The sequence below is a fragment of the Pseudonocardia sp. 2-7 genome (genome assembly GCF_056341085.1).
The window spans coordinates 83,374-101,643 of record NZ_CP094508.1; the positions used below are offsets into that span (position 1 = coordinate 83,374).

Here is an 18,270-nt window from a genome sequence, read left to right on the forward strand (position 1 = left end):
CCCCCGTCTCCGGTGTTCCGGAGCTTCCCGCCTGGAGTTCTGTCATGGGCGTCATCTCAACGTGTCGGCATCGAGCATCCGCAGCGACACTTCCCGTTCCCACCGCACCGAACGGCCCTCCCCGCCCCGCCGGACGCCGTCCGAGTGTGTTCGTCCGTACCGCGACGACCTACGACCTGTCCGCCATGGCCGGCCTGCATGTCGCACACCTGCCGATCGGCTTCTTCCCGCGCCTCGGCACGGGTTTCGTCGCGCGCTGGCAGGCCGCTTTCCTCGACAGCCCCCACGCCATCGGCCTCGTTGCGATCGAGCGTAGCGACGACGCCAGCGCCGAAACGGTCGTCGGGTTCCTGGTCGGTACCACGGATCGCCGCGCGTTCCGGCGCGAGTTGCTGCGGCGCCACCGGGGAGCGCTCATCCGACACGGCGTCTTCGCTCTCGTGGTCCGCCCGCGGCTTCTTGCCACGTTCCTGCGCGGTCGAGCGACGACCTACGCCGCTCGCCTCTGGCGGGGACGCTCGGGCACGCCCACCGCGCGACCACACGAGCGCGAGGAATCGACCGGTGAGTTGACCGCCGTCGCCGTCGATCCGGGGACCCGTGGAGCCGGCGTCGGACGGCGGCTGATCGAGATCTACCTCGACCGTTGCACGAGCCTCGGGATTCCCTGGGTCGAACTGGTGACCGCGACGGAACCGGACTCCGCCGTGCGGTTCTACGAACACACCGGCTGGACCTGGCTCTACCGGAGCCAGACCCGCGACGGCGTGCCGGTCGCGCACTTCGGGCGTTGTCTAGCCACGACGGATCGCGCGTGACTTCCGCTGCACGGAGCACGACGCGCGACCGGCTGCTCCCGGCCGCGGCGCTCGTGCTGCTTGTCCTCGTCACCGCCGGATGTGCCGGCGCCGCGCCGGCCTCACCACGCCTCGATACCGGGGCACCGCCGCCGGCACCGGTCACCAGCGCACCTGTCCCCGACGACGTGGTGACTCCGCGCACCAGTCGCGGGGACCTGTCGAAGGAGACCGCCGTCGCCTTCATCGAGGCGATCGGCAGCTGGGACGAGACCCAGCCCACCGCCGCCAGCGATCGCGTCGTCGCGGCCGGCTACCCCGCAGCCCTTGGCGCCGTCGCACCGCAACTGGTCGATCTCCCCACCCCCCGCGCACGGACACAGGTCGTGTTCGCGCAACAGGGTGGCCTCACCGCGACCACGGCGAGCGTGATCGTGCTCGCCGAGCAGAGTTGGGGCGACACCGGGCACGACGGTGTGCGACAGCTGGTGCTCGACGTCCGGCTCGTCCTGCTCGAGGGCCGGTGGGAGGTCACGGCATCGGTCGCTCCCCCTCGCCCGCCTCTCGCACCGGCCCGCGCCGGTGGGCCGACCGCTCTCGGACGCGCCGTGCTCGGGGACCCCGCCCTCGTCCTGCCCGAGCCGGTGCGGGCCGACATCGTCGAGCGTCGTGTCGGCGACCCGATCCTGGGTGTCCTGCAGCGGCTCGGAGCCCGTGCCAGGATCGACGTGCAGGTCGCGGCCACCGGTCACCCGGGCACGGTCTATCCGACCACCCGGTTGTCCAACCATGCGGTCGGTCGGGCGTTCGACATCAGGGCGATCGACGGCGTGGCGGTCGAGGAGCTCCGCGACGACCGCCGCCTCGAGGCCGTGATGACGGCCGCCGGCGAGGCCGGGGCGACCGAGGTCGGCGGGCCGATCCGTGTCGACGGGACCGGGTTCTTCACCGACGCGGTCCACCGCGACCACGTGCACGTCGGGATCACTCCGGGCAAGCCGGCTGCCCGGGCGGTGCCCCGGTGAGGGCTTCCGTCGCGAGGACAGGTGGGACTCTCACCCACGGAGAGCGGGTGTCGGGGCTCGCCGTCGCCACCGCCCTGTCCCGGGTCCTGGGTTTCGTCCGCGCGTCCGTCTGGGCCGCGGCCTTCGGGCTCCACGTGGTGGGCAACGCGCTGACCCTGGCCAACACGCTCCCCTCGATCGTCTACACCCTGCTGGCCGGCGGTGCGATCAGCAGCGTGTTCGTCCCGCAGCTGATCCGGGCCGCCGCGAACGGGCGGCAGGAGGGTGACGCGTTCGCCGGCCGCCTTCTCAGCGTTGCCCTGCTCGTCCTGCTTCCTGCGACGGTCATCGGGGTGCTGCTGGCCCCGTGGATCGCCCGTCTCTACACGGGCGGCGCCTGGCCGCCGCGGGACACCGCTCTCCTCGCCGCGTTCCTGGCGTGGTGCCTGCCGCAGATTCCGCTTTATGGGATCTTCGCGGTGCTCAGTCAGGTGCTCCTGGCCCGGGACCGGCCCGGTCCGATGATGTGGGCCCCGGTCGCGAACAACGTCGTCGGGATCGCCGCCGCGGTCCCGTTCCTGTTCCTGGGTGGGATCGCCACTGGGCCGGACGCGAACGCGGCGGAGACGGTATCGCCCGGCGAGGTCCTCGCCATCGCCGGCGGCGCCACCGCCGGCGTGCTGGTCCAGGTCCTGGTCCTGCTGCCGGCGCTGCGCGCGGCAGGTGTTCGCGTCCGGCCCCGCAGAGACGTCGCGGCAGCGGGAATCGGCCGTTCCCTGCGGCTCGCCGGCTGGACCGTCCTTTTCGTCGCCGCCAACCAGATCGCGTACTCGATCACCGCGATCGTCGCGAATGCGGCCGGCGCGGCAGCGGCAGGCGCCGCCGACCACGCGGCCGGCCTGGCGCAGTACACCAACGCCAACATGATCATGTTGGTCCCGCACGCGATCATCGCGGTCTCCGTCGTCACGGCAGCCTTCCCGCGCATGGCCCGCGCAGCCGTCGAGCACGACGTCGACAGCGTTGCCCGTGCGGCAACGGAGGCCCTGGTGCGGTCGGGTCGGCTGCTCCTGCCCGTGGCGTTCGCACTGCTGATCACCGCGCCGCTGATCACTCGGCTGCTGTTCCCCGGCAACCCGGGGGCCGACACGTGGTTCATGGGCCTGGTGCTGGCGACGTTCGCGCCGGCCGTCGTGATCTACTCGTTCCAGTTCGTGCTGGTCCGGACCCTGCACGCGTGGGAGAACACCCGGGGCCCGGCGATGGTGCAGATCGTGATCGCCCTGATCCAGTCGCTGCTGGCCGTCCTGGCATCGCTTCTGCTGCCCGCCGGGGACGTCGTCGTGGGGCTGGGCGCGGCCTTCTCACTCGCCTACACGGTCGGACTGGTCTGCACCGCCCGGCTCATCGTGCGGACCACGGGACGGCGACCGCTCCGAGGAGCCGCCGGAGCGCTGCTCCGACCGGCTCTCGCTGCGGCGACCGCGGCGCTCGGGGCAGGCGCCGTCGTCGCGGTCAGTGGCGTCGGCCCGGCCACCGACCTGTGGCATACCGCGCTCGTCCTCGTCGGGGCCATCGGAGTCTACGTCACCGTCTTCATCATCGCGGCAGGTCACCTATCGAAGGGCCGTCGATGGACAACGCCGTGAACGTGCGAGCCACTGCCGTGTCGGTACGGGTACTCGTAGTGGAGGACGACCATACGATCGGAGACCTCCTGCAGACCAACCTGCGGAGCCACGGCTTCGACACCGTATGGCGCACCGACGGCGCGACGGCGCTGAGCGCGGTGGCCGAGGTCCCCTTCGACCTGATTCTGGTCGACCTTAGCCTGCCCGATATCGACGGGACCGAGGTGTGCCGCCGGATGCGGACGGTCCTCCCCGAGGCGATCATCGTCATCCTCACCGCCCGAACCGCGGAGATGGACGTGATCGTCGGCCTGGAAGCCGGCGCCGACGACTACCTGACCAAACCCGTCCGTCTCGCAGAACTCCTGGCCCGGGTCCGCGCGCACCTTCGCCGGTCGGAACCGAAGGGCACGACCCAGGTCATCGAACTCGGTGACCTGCGGATCGACCTCAGCGGTCGGCGCGTGTCGATCGGGCACACAGGTGTCGAGCTGCGGAACAAGGAGTTCGACCTGCTCGCTCGCATGGCGAGGGAACCCGGCACGGCGCTGAGCCGTCACCAACTCCTGTCGGACGTGTGGGACGAGCACTGGACCGGCCCGACCAAGACACTCGACGTCCACGTCGGCAATCTGCGCAGGCTCCTGGCGTCCTTCTCCGCGCACCGGGCACCCCGCATCACGACCCTGCGGGGACATGGCTACCGCCTGGAGTGGCCACCGAACGGCGGCGAAGGGACGGATCGATGAGGTCGCGGGTCGTGGGACTGGCCCTTATCACCGCGACGTTCGCCGTCGCGCTGTTCGGGATACCGCTGGCCATCGGCCTGGCCGAGTTCGCTGTTTCCGAGGAACACTCGTCCCTGCAGCGGCTGGCCGGGTTCGCGGCGCGCAGCGTGCAGAGCGACATGGCCCATGACCGCGTGCCGCGCGCGCTTCCGGACGGCCCCAGTGACGCTGCCGTGGCGCTCTACGACGCCGACGGCGCACTGCTCCTCGGAGCAGGCCCCTCGGAGGGTGACGCCGCGGTGGACTACGTCCTCGGTGGGCGCACCGGGCTGCCGCCTGCCGACGACCTTGTCGTGGCCGTCCCGGTCAGCGGCCTACACGACATCGTCGGTGTTGTCCGCGCCACCGCGCCCTCGTCACAGGTCTACGCGTCCGTGATGCCGATCTGGCTGGGGATGGCGGCTCTGGCCGCGGTCGTGCTGGTGTCGACATGGCTGCTCGCTCGCCGCCTGGCGCTGCGCCTGTCCCGACCTCTCGACCGACTGGTCGACGACGCGGACCGGCTGGGCGACGGGGACTTCGGCATCAGCCCGAAGCGCAGCGGCATCGCGGAGACCGACCGGGTGAGCGGAGCCCTGAGCCGTACCGCATGCCGGCTCGACGACCTCCTCGCCCGCGAACGCGCGTTCTCAGCGGAGGCCTCCCATCAACTCCGAACCCCGCTCGCGGGTCTGCGGCTGCGACTGGAGTCCGCACTCGACGCGGCGGAGCCCATGACGAGACCGCAGATCGAGTACGGGCTGGGGTCGATCGACCGGCTCGAGCGGACGATCGACGAGCTCCTCGCCCTGGCGCGTGAACGGCAGACGACCTCGGCGCCGGCCGACCTCCCACGCCTGTTCTCCGAGTTCGACGACGAGTGGCGCCCGCGCCTGACGCGGGACGGCCGCTCGTTCTCCTCCCTGCTCCCGGGCTCCCTTCCCGAGCCGGACGCCTCGTCTGCCGCCGTCCGGCAGATCCTCGGTGTCTTGCTCGACAACGCGCTCCTGCACGGAGCCGGGGACGTGTCGATCTCCGCCCGTGAGGTCGGCGAGAACGCGATCGCGATCGACGTCGGCGATCAGGGCCCCGGGGTCCCGAGCTCCGCCCTCACGAATCGGGACGGCGGACGCGGCATGGGTCTGCCACTGGCACGCCGCCTCGCCGAGAGCGAGGGCGGGCGGCTCACCGTCGGCACAACCTCGGCGCCCGTGACCCTGCTGCTACCGAGCCGGTCCAGGGCCGGTTCTGCCGAGGGCTCGGAAGACCCGGCCTCCACCGCGAAGACGACCGGCTGATCAGCCACCGTCGCCGCCGTCCGCGCCTTCCTCCGGTGGCGGTGGCCCGGCGGGGGGTCCGACCGCGGGTGGCGAGCCGGGAGGCGGCGGAGGGGCGGGCACCGTGCCGCTGCTGACCTGCAGCGTCACCGGCTCGCCCGGCAGCGCCGCACCCCGTGGCTCCTGACCGATGACGGTTCCCTCGGTGGCCCGGTTGTCCACCGTCCGGGTCGTCACCTGCCAGCCGGCTCCCTCGAGCTCGCCGCGGGCGTCGGCGGCCGAGCGGCCGACGACGTCCAGGATCCGGGACTCCGCACCACCGTCGAGGTAGCGGGGGTCGGTCGGCGGCAACGGGGTCGGCGGCGTGCCCGCGACCAGCGGCGTCACCGCTCCGTACCAGGTCCGGGCGGGCGTCTTGCCACCGAAGATGTTGCCCTCGCCGCAGGCGAAGGGACCGTTGCCGCCGTCGCACAGCGGGCGCGGGGAGTTCGAGTTGTCGAAGGTGATCACCGCACCGGACATCTCCGGGATCGCCCCGACGAACGCCGCCGACTTGTTCTGCTGGGTCGTGCCGGTCTTGCCCGCCATCGGACGGGTCCAGCCGGCCGCCCGGGCCGCGGCCGCCGAGGTCCCGGAGATGTCGTCCTGGCTCATCCCGGTCACCAGGGTGTTCGCCAGGCCGGGGTCGACCGCCTGTTGGCACGGTTCCTCGGTGATCGGGACGTCCTTCCCGTTCGCGTCGGTGATCGAGTCGATCGGCGTGGGCGGGCACCACTTGCCCTGCGAGAACAGCGTCGCGCCGACGTTCGCCAGCTCCAGCACCGACGTCGGGGTGACACCGAGCGTGAACGACGCCAGCCGCTGCTGCTTGATCACCTCGGCGATCGAGCGGTCGGTGCGCTCACCCGTTCCCGGGTCCACGAACGGCGTCGTGGCCAGCGACTTCAGCCCGAGGCGGACCGCCATGTCGACGACGTCCGGGACCCCGGTGGACTCCTCGAGCTTGATGAACGCGGTGTTCGGCGACTGCGCGAGCGCGTCGGTCATGCTCATGCGTGGCGGCAGGCCCTCGCTGGCGTTGGCGACCGGGATCGGGCGTCCGCTGCCGTCGACGTAGATCGGCGAGGCGTAGCCGGAGGGAGGCACCTGCATCGAGTAGTTGATGCCGAGCCCCTTCTCCAGCGCGGTGGCTGCGGTGAAGATCTTGTACGTGGAGCCGGCACCCAGGTTCACCGGCTGATACGGCAGGCCGAAGCTGGTCTCCTCGGCGTCGGCGTCGAGGCCGAACGTCCGGCTCGACCCCATCGCCAGCACCCGGTGCGCGTCCTGACCGGGCTGCACCAGCGACATCACGTTCGCGACGTTCGGGGTCCGCGGCGGGACCTCCGCGTCGAGTGCCCGTTTGACCTCGCCCATCGCCCGCCGGTCCAGCGTCGTCCGGATCGTGTAGCCGCCCCGGTTGATCTGTTCCTCGGAGAAGCCCGCCTCGGTGAGGTACTGGACGACGTATTTGCAGAAGAAGCCGGTGTCACCGGCACCGATGCAGCCGTTCGGGATCCGGACCAGCGGGTCCGCGATGCCGAGCGGCGCGGCCGTCGCCTGGCGGGCCTGGGCGTCGTCGATCATGCCCTGCTGGCGCATCTGCTCGATCACCAGGTTGCGCCGCTCGGTCGCGGTCTCCGGGTTCTGCACCGGGTCGAACTGGGTCGTCGAGCGGACCATGCCGGCCAGCAACGCGGCCTGCGGCACTGTCAGCTTGTCCGGCGTGGTGTTGAAGTAGGTCCGGGCGCCCGCCGCGATGCCGTAGCTGCCGTTGCCCAGGAAGACGATGTTGAGGTAGCGGTTGAGGATCTCGTCCTTGGACAGCTGGCGCTCCAGCTGCAGCGCGATCCGCGCCTCCTTCAGCTTCCGGGCGGGGGTCTGCTCGGTCGCCTTGAGCCGCTCGGCCTCGGTCTGGGCGTCGACGTAGAGCATGTAGTTCTTGACGTACTGCTGGGTCAGCGTCGACGCGCCCTGCACGACATCCCCGGACGTCGAGTTCGCGACGACCGCACGCAGCGTGCCCTGCCAGTCGACGCCCTGGTGCTCGTAGAACCGGCGGTCCTCGATCGCCAGGATCGCCGCCTTCATCGTCGGCGAGATCTGGTCGTTGGCCACCTCGGTGCGGTTCTGGTCGAACAGATAGGCCAGCGGGCGCCCGTCGGAGTCGGTGACCGTGGTCGTCAGCGGCGCCGGGTTGTTCACCAGGTCGGCCGAGCTGGACGTGACGCTGTCACCTGCCTCGTTCGACAGGATCCCGAGGCCGCCGACCACCGGGAAGGCCATCCCAGCGACCACCACCCCCAGCAACACGCTCAGCCCCGCCAGCAATGCGATCGACCGGCCGACCGGGCCACTGAGGATGCGCACGCCAGATCCTAGACCTCGAAGGGAGCCGGACCCGCCGTCACCCGGTCTGGGGAGGGAGTCGGCGACGGGTTCATGGCACAACTATCGCCCATCGAACTGTGATGTTACTGAGAAGAACCGGGTACGGCGCACTCTCTCGCGACCACCCGATAATTTTTACCGTCGCTTTAACTTCGGTTGCACTTCCGCTGCACGACGCCTCCTAGCCTCCGGTACCGAGGATGGCGGAGCAGCCGCTGCAGAGGAACTACCCGGAGACGCGGAGTGACCACTTCTCCCCAGACCGTGCACCAGCAGATCATCGACACGCTCATCGACGACCCCATCCTGGCGATGCTCGGGTTCGACCACCGGACAATCGGTGAGGAGCGGACCGGACGCAACCCGCGGCTCATCGTGAGCTGGGCGGACGAGTGGTACGGCTCGGCGTCCGACCTCCTCGGAACGGTGACGATCGAACCTGTCGGCACCGATGATCGGACCAGGACGGCCGTACTCGACCGGGTCGAACGAGCGCTGGCCGCACTGCGCGCGGGACGACCGATCATGCGTGTCCGCCGGTCGGGGGGACGCCCGTCCAGCAAGTTCCACGTGCTCGCACGCGTTGCGCCGCGCGAGACCGGATCCATGCCCGCGCTGGCCGGCCGGCACCAACGGTGACGCTGCTGTACATCGAGAGAGACGGCACACCTTCTCTCAGCGAGCTGCGCAGTCGCGTCGTCCTTTGCAACTTCTGGGCCTCGTGGTGGGAAGAGGAGCACTCCGCGTCGGTCAGCGTGGCCGAACAGGACCGCGACGCCGGGGTCACGCTCGTCGGAATCGACTACCAGGACGGCCCGGACTCGGCGGTGGCGTTCCTGGATGCGAGGGGGCGCGGCGGGGACGACTACCGCTATGTGACTGACCCCGGCCCGCGCGCCACCCGCGACAGCGGGATCTTCGGCGTGCCGGAGACCTTCGTGATCGATCCGGCCGCCACCATCGTCGCGAAAGCTGTCGGACCGACGACCTACCCGCTGCCGGCCCGTGCGGTGCTCGCCGGCCAGCGCCCACAGCCGCGGACAGCGGTGCCGGTGCAGCCTTCTTCCGGGGCGCCGCTGGGTTTCGGGAGTTGAGATGCTGCGGACCGGCGTGCGCTCGGAGCTGCTGTGGACGATTGTCGTCGTCGTGCTGGCGATCGTCGGGATCGTGGCGTTGTGGCCGCAGGACAGCGACCCCGCATCCGGCGACCCGCAGACGTCACAGTGGCGGGTGACGGGCGAAAAGCCGTTCATCGCGATGCCGCCCGACGCCGAGCTGGCTCCACTACGCTCCCGGGCGGACCTGGCACCATGTCCGACGCCAGGGGACGTCGGGCCGCCGCCCGGGGGGCCGCTGGCCGACATCACGGTCCCGTGTCTCGGTACTCCCGGCACGGTCGACCTGGCCGCTGCGCTGGCAGGGCGACCGGCGCTCCTCAACGTGTGGGCGTCCTGGTGCACACCCTGCCGCGAGGAGATCCCGGTGCTCAACGCCTACGCCGAGCTACCCGGCGCGGTGCCCGTGGTAGGCATCGATGTACGCGACGACGCCACCTCGGCCCTGGGCCTGCTCGCCGATCTCGACGCCCGCTACCCCTCGGTCGTCGACACGCGCGGCACGCTGTGGGCCGCCCTCCAGGTGCCCAATGCCATCCCAACCAGTTACGTCCTGCGACCCGACGGATCAGTACGCCGAGTGGCCTCGCCGGTGGTCTTCACCGAACCCGGCGAAGTGGCCCGGACAGTACAGCGGTACCTGGCAGAGCCGTAAGCGGCCGCTTCGTTACGGATCGTCACCAGACACGCCGGAGTGATTCATCGACCGGACAGCAGCAACCGTGGCGAATGGACCACGGTTCTACCCCGCGCACAATCGCCGATTGGCTTCTCATCACGCGGAGGGATCTTGTACACAACCAACCCCGCGGACGCGGCCCGGTACGAGCCGCGTGATGACGGCCCTGCGGCGGCACGCCGCAGTCATATCCGCGCTCATCATCGCGGTCGGCTTTGGGCCCATGCCTACGGCCGGCGTCAGCAGGCCTTCTCGCACGTGAGCGACGCCGACACGTGACTTCCGTCCAGCTCCGACGAAGAGCCACAAGCAGGCTCCCTCATCCCCTCCGCAGAAGGTACGTGGCCGATAGCCGGGCGCCGGACCGAGCCGCACATGTTGGCCGAGAGCATCGGTTCGCCGAGCGGCGACACCGTCGACCGGCGAGGTGTGGCGGAGTGCACCGATGCCACGACTAGTGTCGGATGCCGATGGCGCCTCCAGACCAGACCGTTCCTGGTCCGATGGGCTGGCACTGTCGATCAGCGCGGCGCTTAGCGCTGGCGCGGGGATGTTGAGCTGGGTACTCGCAGCCCGGTTCGTCTCGCCGACCACCGTGGGAGAAGTCTCGGCGTTCGTTTCAGCATTCCTGCTGGTGGCGGGCCTGACCGAATTCAACCTAGGGCGTGTCTCCTAAAGCGCGGAGCCAGGTGACGATCGCCTTCAGGACGGCGCCGCCGCGGAAGGTCAGCGCGAGCTTGTCGTAACGGGTGGCCAGCCCGCGCCACTGCTTGACGTGGCAGAACCCGCGTTCGACGACGTTGCGATTGCGGTAATCGGCGCGGTCGAACGCGGGCGGGCGGCCGCCGCGTGCCCCTCGCCGTTTGCGGTGTCCTTGCTGGTCGGCGGGCTCGGGAATGACGGCGACGATCCGCCGCTCGCGTAGATGGCGGCGGATCGCGCGCGAGGAGTAGGCCTTGTCAGCGCGCAGTCGTTCCGGCCGTGTTCGGGGACGTCCCGGGCCCGCTCGCGCGATGCTCAGATGCGCCATCAGGTGCGGGAACATCGGCGAGTCCCCGCCTTGGCCCGGTCCGAGCAGGACCACCAGCGGCCGGCCGTGACCATCGACGAGCTGGTGGATCTTCGTCGACAGCCCGCCGCGAGACCGACCCAAGGCGTGATCGCCGGGCTCGGCGAGCAGATTCGTGTAATTCGATCCTGCCCCCTGTGTCGCGGGCCAGGGTCGCGGCGTGTTGGTGGGCGCGGAGGATCGTGGAGTCCACACTGACCGCCCAGTCCACGATCCCGGCGGTGTCGGCGTCGGTCAGCAGAGCCGCGAGAACGTGGTCCCAGGTGCCATCGCCGGAGTAGCGGCGGTGCCGCTTCCACAACGTCTGCCACGGCCCGAACTCGGACGGGACATCCCGCCAGGCCAGGCCGCACCGGTATCGGTAGATGATGCCCTCGAGTACTCGACGGTTGTCTCGAAACGGGCGCCCGCGACGACCCTCCGACGAGGGCAGGAGCGGGGCCAGCCGGGCCCACTGAACGTCGGTCAGGACCGCAGTGCGCGACACCGCTACAGCATCGCGCACCCCGACCCACCTATTTCGGAGACACGCCCTAGGTCGCAGGCAGACGTGCTCGGTTGCAGCCTGCGCAACCGCGCCGCCGTGGCAAGTTGGATCCAGGCCCGCCGCGCCGCCGCCCCAGACATTCGCGTCGCAATCATCCCGGCCGGCGAGAAGTGGCCAGACCGGAGCCTCCGCCCTGCCGTGGAAGATCTATGGGGAGCAGGCGCACTGATCTCTGCATTGCACAGCTTCGGCTGGACTGGCCTTTCGCCGGAGGCTTTTGTCGCAGCAACGTCGTTTGAGACCGCCTCGGCTCAGATCACTCAGCTACTCCGTGAATGCGCCAGCGGACGGGAACTGATCGACAGCGGATATGAGGACGACGTCCAAACCGCGAGTGAACTGGACTCCAGCTCACTCGTCCCGATCTTGCGGGGCGACATGTTCGTTGCCAACGTCTAGTTCGGGGATCCTGGCCGACGCCGGTAGGAGGCGAACATGACCGTCAGCCAGTGGGACGCGGCCGCCATCAGCCTCTACCGACGCTTCTGCGCCGGTGACGTCACCCCGGCGGAGATGGCGGTCGAGCTGCCGCCGATCTGGCGGTTCCGTTCTGATCGCGATCCTCTGCACGGCCCTGTGGCCTGGCAGGCCATGGTCGAGCATGCTGGGTACTTCTGTTGGGGGCCAGAGGGGGGCCGGCCCGGTCGGCGCCCGAGGCGGCGCCACCGACTGTTCCGGGGGGCGGTCCCTCAGCGGCGGCAGGGCATGTCGTGGACCACGAATCCGGCCATCGCCCGATGGTTCGCTGAGCATCGGCAGGTGCCCGCCGAGGTCGGCTTAGGACGGGTGTGGGTCGCGGTCGTGGAACCGAGTCGAGTCCTGGGATACCTCCACGATGAGCGGGAGTTCCTCGTGGACGCCACCGATCTCGCCGTTCAACCCTGGACCGGTCCCGACTCCGGTCCCGTCGTCCGAACCCGGCGATGGATCGCCGACTACGTCTACTGGTGAACAGGACGATCACCAAGCCCAGGACCCGGGCGCAGCGCGGACCGATCCTGCGCGGGGCCGTCCGACTGACCGACTTCAATGTTCAGTTTGACTCTTGAACTGTCTCGTGAGACTCTTTGTTCAGTTGGTCGACTGAATCTTGGAGTTGTCATGTTCCTGCCCATCACCGCGATGCTCGACCTGCGCCGGCTCGCTACGCCCGAACTGCACAAGCTCCGGGACGCCCTAACCGTCGAGCTGCAGGGACGTGACGAGCTCGGCGAGAGTTCGCTGCGGCCCGAGCAGTTCGAGCGACTGCTGGCCCAACTCGGTGACTGCGCCCAGGCACAGGTCCTGCGCGCCGCAGCGGAGAAGGATGACGGTCGGGTGACTCGGGACCAGGTGTTCGCCTTCCTCGGGCGTTCCGCCGATGGCCGACTCAACGGGTTCCGCAAGCCGATCGACCGTGCTGTGGCCGCGCTCGTGGTCGAGGGAGATTTTCCCGCGGTGACGCCGGGGCCTCTCTACGTCGACTACGGCAGCGGGGTCGCGGCAGAGGCGTTCTACGTCCAACCCGCCGACCTGTCGTCGCTGCGCGCAGCGGTAGGAGCGTGAGTTGACGGTCGCGGGTCTTCCCGTGATCCGACGGAGGCGACTCGCCGCCCCTGCAGCCGCCAACGACCCCTTGGCGCCCGCGTCGCCTCGCTAGGGCGGTGAACCCGGCAGGCAACGGATTGCGTGCGACCGTCGCAGTGCGGCTCGGTCGACTGGGACCAGCGACTGGCTACGCGAGATGTTGTGCGAGGAGGTTGGCGTCCGTCTCCACAACCCTCCCGGCGAGTGGGGTGGAGCCCGCGGATTGCCTGGGTAAAGAGTAGTTCAACAACCTTGATGATCCGCAGGTCCGAGCGCTAATGAGGGGGTGACGCGGCCGATAAGCGGTACGTGACTACGCCGCAGAGCCCCTACCAGGGCCACCCTCAGCAGCAGCCCTACTACGGTCAGTACCCGCCCCAGCAGGGCGGCCAGTACCCGCCGCAGGGCTACCCGCCCCCGCAGGGACAGCCTCAGCAGTGGGGCCCGCCCCCGCAGTACAACCAGGCCCCGCAGATCCCGCCGCCCGCGCCGAAGAAGAAGCGCACCGGGCTCAAGGTGACCCTCGGGATCCTGGTCGCGATCGTCGTCATCGCGATCGCCACCGGCGGTGGCGGCGACGAGCAGGCCCCGGCCGCCGCCTCAGGAGACGCGAACGCCGCCCCTGCGGCCGCCGGTGCCGCCGCGAGCGGGGACCAGTCGGTGAAGTTCGGTCAGGAGGCCACCTCCGGAGACCTGGCCATCTCGGCGTCCGCACCCGAGCAGGTCACCGAGTTCGGCATGACGCAGGCGTGCTCGACGGTCACCTACAAGAACAACGGGTCCAGCCCGGCGTCGTTCAACCCGTTCGACTGGAAGTTCACCACCCCGGCCGGGGTCGAGGCGTCCGCGTCGATCCCGTTCAACGCCGGGGCGAAGGCGCTGAACTCCGGTCAGCTCGCCCCGGGCGGCACCACCTCGGGGATGATCTGCGGCGACCAGCAGACCACCGACGTCAACGCGGTCAAGTACGCGCCCTCGTTCAGCTTCTCCGACCCGATCACCTGGACGAACTGACCTCCATCCCCCGAGCTGCGCGCCGAAAGCCGGGGTAGTCACGCACAACGACACGGCGCGCAACCGAGGCCCCCGCCACAGCACCCCTGCGGCGGGGGCCTCATCATCTCCGCGGCAGGCCCCGCCGCCATCGAGCCAGCTGCGCTGTCGACGACGGTCTCGACACCGCCGCGAGACCAGATCTCCAGGCGCAGGCGGATCCCGAGGGGCTCGCGTGGGGCTGCCGTAGCGTCGCGGCGATGCCTCCTTCCACCTCCGTCTCCTCGACCAGTAGGGGGCGCCGTGAGCTGGGAGACTCGCTGGCCCTGACGCTCACCTCGGTCTTCAACTCCGTCGCCGGCCTGCTGGGGTTTCTGATCGCGGCGTGGGTGATGCCCCAGGAGGAGGTCGGTCGGGCGACGGAGTTCGTCTCGGCCATGCAGCTGATCGGCGGCGCGGCTCAGCTCAATCTCGGTATCGGCATCATGAGGTGGCTTCCCGGGGCAGGCCGCAAGTCCGTGCGGCTGGTGTTCGGCAGCCTGTTGCTGATCATGCCGTTGTCCGGGCTGGCCGGGCTGGTCTACGGGCTGCTCGTCCCGCGGGTGGCGTTGGTCGCCGCCGGCGAGGGCCCCTTCGGGTTCGGCCTGTTACTGCTGGTGCTGGGCTGTGCCGGGTGGGGCGTGTTCGTCGTGCACGACTTCGTCATGGTCGCCGCGGGCCGGCCCTGGCTGGCGGTCTGGCGCAGCGGGACCTTCGCCGTGGCCCGGATCGGCCTGCTCGCCGTGCTCGGGGCAGGCCTGGCATCGCAGGGCATGGTGCTGTCCTGGGTAATTCCAGTCGTGGTGTGGATCGGGGTCGGCACCATCGTGCTGTGGTTCCTGGTCCGCAGATTCGCCGCCGCGGGCGGGCCCGGTGTCCTGCCCAGCCGGGCCACCATGGCCGGGTTCCTCGCCCCGACCGCGGTGGCCCAGCTCGGGGCGGTGCTGCTCTACAACCAGATCCCGCTGCTGGCGAACTTCCGGATGGGCAACGCGATCGGCGCGGTGTTCTTCATCGCCTGGCAGGCCACCGTCGTCATCGACACCGCCGCGGTGTTCTTCACCAACTCCCTCGCCGTGCAGACCGCGCGCGAGCCCCACCGCGCCGTCGAGCTCGCCAGCCGGACACGACGCCGCATGCTGGTGCTGTTCGTCCCGCTCCTCGCCCTGGGAGCGGCCCTGGGCTGGCCGGTCCTGCGGGTCCTGGGACCCGGCTACACCGTCGGTGCGCCGATCATCGCCGCGCTCATGGTCGGTGTGCTGTTCCGGCTCGTCGTGGTCTTCGAGCTGGCTCGACGCCAGGCCGACGGCGACGGCACCGGCTACGCCCGCCTGTCGCTGCTCAACTGCGGGCTGGTCGTGGCCATCGCCTCACTCGCGCCGCTGCCGGACCCGGCAACGACACACCCCGCGCTGGTCATGCTGCCCTTCGTCCTTGGCTACCTCGTCGTCCAGACCGCCTTCGCAGCCGTCCTGACCGTCACCGACAGGCGAGCACGGTGCCGCACCTCGAACCGTTCCTTAGGCCCGGCGCCGGAGTGACTGCGCAGAGATACACGTAAGTAATCAATGAACTGCGGAGTAACCATGCGCCAGCAGCTCAGACACCGGCGGTGCATGTGCGGTGGCGCGCCGCATGCGGTGCGCTTCGACGCCCGATACCTAAGCGACCTGCCGATGCAGTAAAACAGCACGTGTGGAGGACGAACTCAAGGCTTTCCAAGCGAATCTCGAGACCTTCGACGAGGCTTCAACTGACCTCGATCGTTGGCGGCTGCGGGCCCAGAAGGTAGAGCGGCCTCAACCCGACAGCGAGCTCGCCGTAGACGATGCGGCTTTCCCGCATCAACCGATCAGCGAAACCGTGCGCATCAGCTTAATCTCTGCGGGAGAACATCTACGCTTAATCTGCGACGGCTTGAAGTGCAAGAACATTTACGCTATGAGCCAGTACAGCGCGGCGCGCGCCGCCATCGTCGGTGCAACCCAGGCCGTCTGGGTCCTAGCCCCCGAAGATCCGGCGACTAGGCGCGAACGCGGGCTCATCGTGATCACCGAAACCTACGTTCAACTGCGAAAATACCACGAGCTGACCCTTCGGCAAGCCAGGCAGCTTCAGCTGTCGCCAGAAGATCAGGAGCGATCGCGCGAGCAGATCAAGTGGGTCAAATCCCGCGAGGAGGCCGTGCGGGCGGCCCGAAGCTCGAACACAGACCTGCAAGTTGCGACATTCATCGAGTCAGCTGCGCCAGTCATCTTTCCTGGCGATGAGTTCCGCCAGGCCGGCCTGAGGCAGTCGTGGAACGTTCTTTCCTGCGATGCACATGTGCTGACGTGGAGCCTGGCATTGAGCCTTTGCCAACCTGACTGAACCGCCCCGGCGTGTCGGGAGACTTGATCTTCTGAGGAGATGGAGTCATGACACGTCGTTCCCAGCCGCCGTATCCGCCGGAGTTGCGTGAGCGGGCGGTGCGCATGGTCGCCGTGAAGCGCCCCGGCTTCAGTGGAGGCTGGGTTCTCCCGAGATTGGATCTTCTCGGGCGGTGTCGTGAGCGTAGTAGTTCTGTTCGTACTCGACCGGCGGGATGTTGCCGATCATGGAGTGCAGCCGGTTGGTGTTGAACCAGTGCACCCAGGAGGCGGTGACAAGCTCGAGGTCCTCGACGGTGCGCAGCGGCCCGTCGCGGCGCACGCACTCGGACTTGTAGAGCCCGATCAGCGACTCGGCCATCGCGTTGTCATACGAGTCACCGATCGAGCCGATCGAGGCCACCGCGCCGGCCTCGGCGAGCCGGTCGCCGTAGCGGATCGCGGTGTACTGACTTCCGGCGTCGGAGTGGTGGATCAACCCCTCAAGTCGACCATCAGCGGTCTGACCTGCATGCTCACGGGTCCACAGCGCCATCTCCAGGGCGTCGAGCGGGAGCTCGGTGGGCATCCGCGCGGCGCAGCGCCACCCGACGATCCGCCGGGAGTACACGTCGGAGACGAACGCGGTGAACACCGTCCCCGACCATGTCGGCACGTAGGTCAGGTCCACGACCCAGAGCTGGTTGGGCCGCGCCGCGGTGAAGTCCCTGTCGACCAGGTCCGGGGCCCGCCCGGCGTGCTGGTCGGGCCGGGTGGTGATCGTGGGCTGACCGCGGCGCACGCCGCGCAGCCCGAGCTCGCGCATCAGTCGTTCCACGGTGCAGCGCGCGACCGGCTCGCCGCCTTGGCCGGTGACGCCGTCGCGGCGCAACTGGTGCCACATCTTGCGGGCCCCGTAGAGCCCGCGGCCCTTGTCCCGGTCGAAGAAGGTGGCCTCGATCGTCTCGGCCAGCGCCGCGTCGTGCAGCGCCCGCCGCGACGGACCCCGCTTCTTGTGCGCGTAGTAGCCGCTCGGGGCGACCGCGATGCCCTGCGCGCGCAGGGCAGCACAGATCGGCTCGACCCCGAAGCGGCGCTTGTGCTGATCGATGTAGGCCACGATCAGCGGATATGGCGGTCGAGCTCCGCCGCCGCGAAAAACGCCGACGCGGTCTTGAGGATCTCGTTCGCCCGCCGCAGCTCGGCGTTCTCCCGCCGCAGCCGCTTGAGCTCCTCGGACTCTGCAGTGGTCACACCCGCGGCCAGACCGTCGTCGATGTCGGCCTGTTTGCACCAGCCGCGCAACGTGTCGGGGAGGATCCCCAACTGCGGGCCGATCCGCTTGCACGCCGCGTTGACCGAGAGCCCCGGCTCTTGCCGGCGTGCTTCACGGACCATGCGCTGGGCGCGCTCGCGCATCTCGTCGCTGAACTTCCTCGGTGCCGGCACGATCTCCACCTTCCCGTGGGATCAGAGCCTCCACCACATCCGGGGCGCTTCAGGTCTTGGCGGCGTAGTAGCTGCTCGGGGCCACCTGCAGCACACGGCAGATGAGCTCGACCCCGAGCCGGCGCCCCTCCACGACGTCGTCGCGGTGGGCGTCGACGAATGCCACTACCTGCGGTACTGGCGGTCGAGCTCCGCCCCGAAGAAACTCGCAGCCCGCTTGAGCACCTCATTGGCCCGGCGCAGTTCGCGGACCTCTTGCTCGAGCTCGCGTACCCGGGCTGCCTCGTCGGTGGTGACACCGGGCTGGTGGCCGTCGTCGACGTCGGCTTGGCGCACCCACAACCGCACCGACTCTGCGCCGTAGCCGAGCTGATCGGCCACCCGCTTCACCACACCGTGATCGTGGCCCAGCTCGGTGCGCAGGGTGCGGACCATCCGCACCGCCGCGGCCTTCTCCTCCTGCGAGTACCGCCGCGTCGTGGGCTTGCCCGCAGTGCGTTCTGACGGCATGACTCCATCCTCGTTTCCAAGGTCAAGAGTCTCTACAGCACCCAGGGCG

The 18,270-nt window shown here is 69.6% G+C and carries 17 protein-coding genes, 1 pseudogene and 2 other annotated features; of the genes and pseudogenes, 14 read left to right on the forward strand and 4 right to left on the reverse strand.

Annotated features, from left to right (window positions below):
• Positions 1-146 precede the first annotated feature (146 nt).
• Genes MTO91_RS27220 through MTO91_RS27240 form a run of 5 tightly spaced genes read left to right on the forward strand, consistent with a single transcriptional unit; the run spans position 147 to position 5,497 of the window.
• Positions 147-818, forward strand: coding sequence for a GNAT family N-acetyltransferase (locus MTO91_RS27220; protein ID WP_179763262.1), 672 nt, complete (start codon positions 147-149; stop codon positions 816-818).
• On the forward strand, positions 815-1,822 hold the full coding sequence (locus MTO91_RS27225; RefSeq protein ID WP_179763263.1) for a hypothetical protein: 1,008 nt from the start codon (positions 815-817) through the stop codon (positions 1,820-1,822). Before MTO91_RS27220 ends, MTO91_RS27225 begins: the two co-directional genes overlap by 4 nt.
• Positions 1,823-1,869: 47 nt before the next feature.
• Positions 1,870-3,450 carry a murein biosynthesis integral membrane protein MurJ gene (gene murJ / locus MTO91_RS27230; protein WP_179763264.1) on the forward strand — a complete coding sequence of 527 codons (1,581 nt, stop codon included), beginning with the start codon at positions 1,870-1,872 and terminating at the stop codon, positions 3,448-3,450.
• Positions 3,435-4,181: a response regulator transcription factor gene (locus MTO91_RS27235; RefSeq protein WP_179763265.1), complete on the forward strand. Its 747-nt coding sequence runs from the start codon at positions 3,435-3,437 to the stop codon at positions 4,179-4,181. Before murJ ends, MTO91_RS27235 begins: the two co-directional genes overlap by 16 nt.
• The gene (locus tag MTO91_RS27240; RefSeq protein ID WP_476655056.1) at positions 4,145-5,497 is read left to right on the forward strand and encodes a sensor histidine kinase; all 1,353 of its coding nucleotides are present in this window, start codon (positions 4,145-4,147) and stop codon (positions 5,495-5,497) included. Before MTO91_RS27235 ends, MTO91_RS27240 begins: the two co-directional genes overlap by 37 nt.
• Here the strand turns inward: MTO91_RS27240 and MTO91_RS27245 are convergent, their stop codons facing one another.
• A complete protein-coding gene (locus MTO91_RS27245) occupies positions 5,498-7,801 on the reverse strand; it encodes a penicillin-binding protein (RefSeq protein ID WP_179763292.1) in 2,304 nt (767 codons plus the stop codon). It abuts the gene before it with no gap.
• Between the two features lie 369 nt (positions 7,802-8,170).
• On the opposite strand from MTO91_RS27245, the gene MTO91_RS27250 reads away from it, so the two are divergent.
• Genes MTO91_RS27250 through MTO91_RS27260 form a run of 3 tightly spaced genes read left to right on the forward strand, consistent with a single transcriptional unit; the run spans position 8,171 to position 9,676 of the window.
• Positions 8,171-8,545, forward strand: coding sequence for a hypothetical protein (locus MTO91_RS27250; RefSeq protein ID WP_476655058.1), 375 nt, complete (start codon positions 8,171-8,173; stop codon positions 8,543-8,545).
• On the forward strand, positions 8,542-9,000 hold the full coding sequence (locus tag MTO91_RS27255; protein WP_253066769.1) for a TlpA family protein disulfide reductase: 459 nt from the start codon (positions 8,542-8,544) through the stop codon (positions 8,998-9,000). Before MTO91_RS27250 ends, MTO91_RS27255 begins: the two co-directional genes overlap by 4 nt.
• A gap of 1 nt (position 9,001) precedes the next feature.
• On the forward strand, positions 9,002-9,676 hold the full coding sequence (locus tag MTO91_RS27260) for a TlpA family protein disulfide reductase (protein WP_179763268.1): 675 nt from the start codon (positions 9,002-9,004) through the stop codon (positions 9,674-9,676).
• Positions 9,677-10,358: 682 nt separating this feature from the next.
• Here MTO91_RS27260 and MTO91_RS27265 read toward each other — a convergent pair.
• Positions 10,359-11,256, reverse strand: a protein-coding gene (locus tag MTO91_RS27265; protein WP_476655060.1) for an IS5 family transposase whose coding sequence is annotated in 2 segments (ribosomal slippage) — positions 10,359-10,859 and positions 10,861-11,256 — 897 coding nt in all. Because the reading frame shifts where the segments join, the coding sequence is not laid out codon by codon here.
• Positions 11,257-11,319: 63 nt separating this feature from the next.
• Here MTO91_RS27265 and MTO91_RS27270 point away from each other — a divergent pair.
• From MTO91_RS27270 to MTO91_RS27295, 6 genes are all read left to right on the forward strand, one after another.
• On the forward strand, positions 11,320-11,715 hold the full coding sequence (locus MTO91_RS27270; protein WP_281010813.1) for a 2-phosphosulfolactate phosphatase: 396 nt from the start codon (positions 11,320-11,322) through the stop codon (positions 11,713-11,715).
• Positions 11,716-11,751: 36 nt separating this feature from the next.
• A complete protein-coding gene (locus MTO91_RS27275; RefSeq protein ID WP_281010812.1) occupies positions 11,752-12,267 on the forward strand; it encodes a hypothetical protein in 516 nt (171 codons plus the stop codon).
• Positions 12,268-12,417: 150 nt separating this feature from the next.
• Positions 12,418-12,861, forward strand: coding sequence for a hypothetical protein (locus tag MTO91_RS27280; protein WP_281010811.1), 444 nt, complete (start codon positions 12,418-12,420; stop codon positions 12,859-12,861).
• A gap of 330 nt (positions 12,862-13,191) precedes the next feature.
• Entirely contained in the window at positions 13,192-13,896 is a 705-nt protein-coding gene (locus MTO91_RS27285; RefSeq protein WP_281010810.1) for a DUF4352 domain-containing protein, read from the forward strand.
• A 239-nt stretch (positions 13,897-14,135) separates the two neighbouring features.
• Positions 14,136-15,455 (forward strand): lipopolysaccharide biosynthesis protein, encoded by a 1,320-nt coding sequence (locus MTO91_RS27290; protein WP_281010809.1) that lies wholly within the window; start codon positions 14,136-14,138, stop codon positions 15,453-15,455.
• 154 nt (positions 15,456-15,609) lie between these two features.
• Positions 15,610-16,284, forward strand: a complete 675-nt coding sequence (locus MTO91_RS27295) for a hypothetical protein (RefSeq protein WP_281010808.1) — start codon at positions 15,610-15,612, stop codon at positions 16,282-16,284.
• Between the two features lie 129 nt (positions 16,285-16,413).
• Here the strand turns inward: MTO91_RS27295 and MTO91_RS27300 are convergent.
• Positions 16,414-17,681 (reverse strand): IS3 family transposase gene (locus MTO91_RS27300; RefSeq protein ID WP_281010932.1). Its coding sequence is split into 2 segments (ribosomal slippage): positions 16,414-17,414 and positions 17,414-17,681, totalling 1,269 coding nucleotides; the frame shifts between segments, so codons are not numbered across the junction.
• Positions 17,296-17,427: a sequence feature (AL1L pseudoknot), on the reverse strand. (Overlaps the previous gene by 132 nt.)
• An 82-nt stretch (positions 17,682-17,763) precedes the next feature.
• Positions 17,764-18,221, reverse strand: a pseudogene (locus MTO91_RS27305) (transposase); the annotation flags it as partial.
• Positions 17,788-17,922: a sequence feature (AL1L pseudoknot), on the reverse strand. (Overlaps the previous pseudogene by 135 nt.)
• Positions 18,222-18,270 lie beyond the last annotated feature (49 nt).

Bases quoted from the DNA above. Each gene is read 5' to 3' on its own strand.
- MTO91_RS27235 (WP_179763265.1), top strand. From the start codon at position 3,435: ATGGACAACGCCGTGAACGTGCGAGCCACTGCCGTGTCGGTACGGGTA.
- MTO91_RS27245 (WP_179763292.1), bottom strand. From the start codon at position 7,801: ATGGCCTTCCCGGTGGTCGGCGGCCTCGGGATCCTGTCGAACGAGGCA.
- MTO91_RS27260 (WP_179763268.1), top strand. From the start codon at position 9,002: ATGCTGCGGACCGGCGTGCGCTCGGAGCTGCTGTGGACGATTGTCGTC.
- MTO91_RS27275 (WP_281010812.1), top strand. From the start codon at position 11,752: ATGACCGTCAGCCAGTGGGACGCGGCCGCCATCAGCCTCTACCGACGC.
- MTO91_RS27280 (WP_281010811.1), top strand. From the start codon at position 12,418: ATGTTCCTGCCCATCACCGCGATGCTCGACCTGCGCCGGCTCGCTACG.
- MTO91_RS27290 (WP_281010809.1), top strand. From the start codon at position 14,136: ATGCCTCCTTCCACCTCCGTCTCCTCGACCAGTAGGGGGCGCCGTGAG.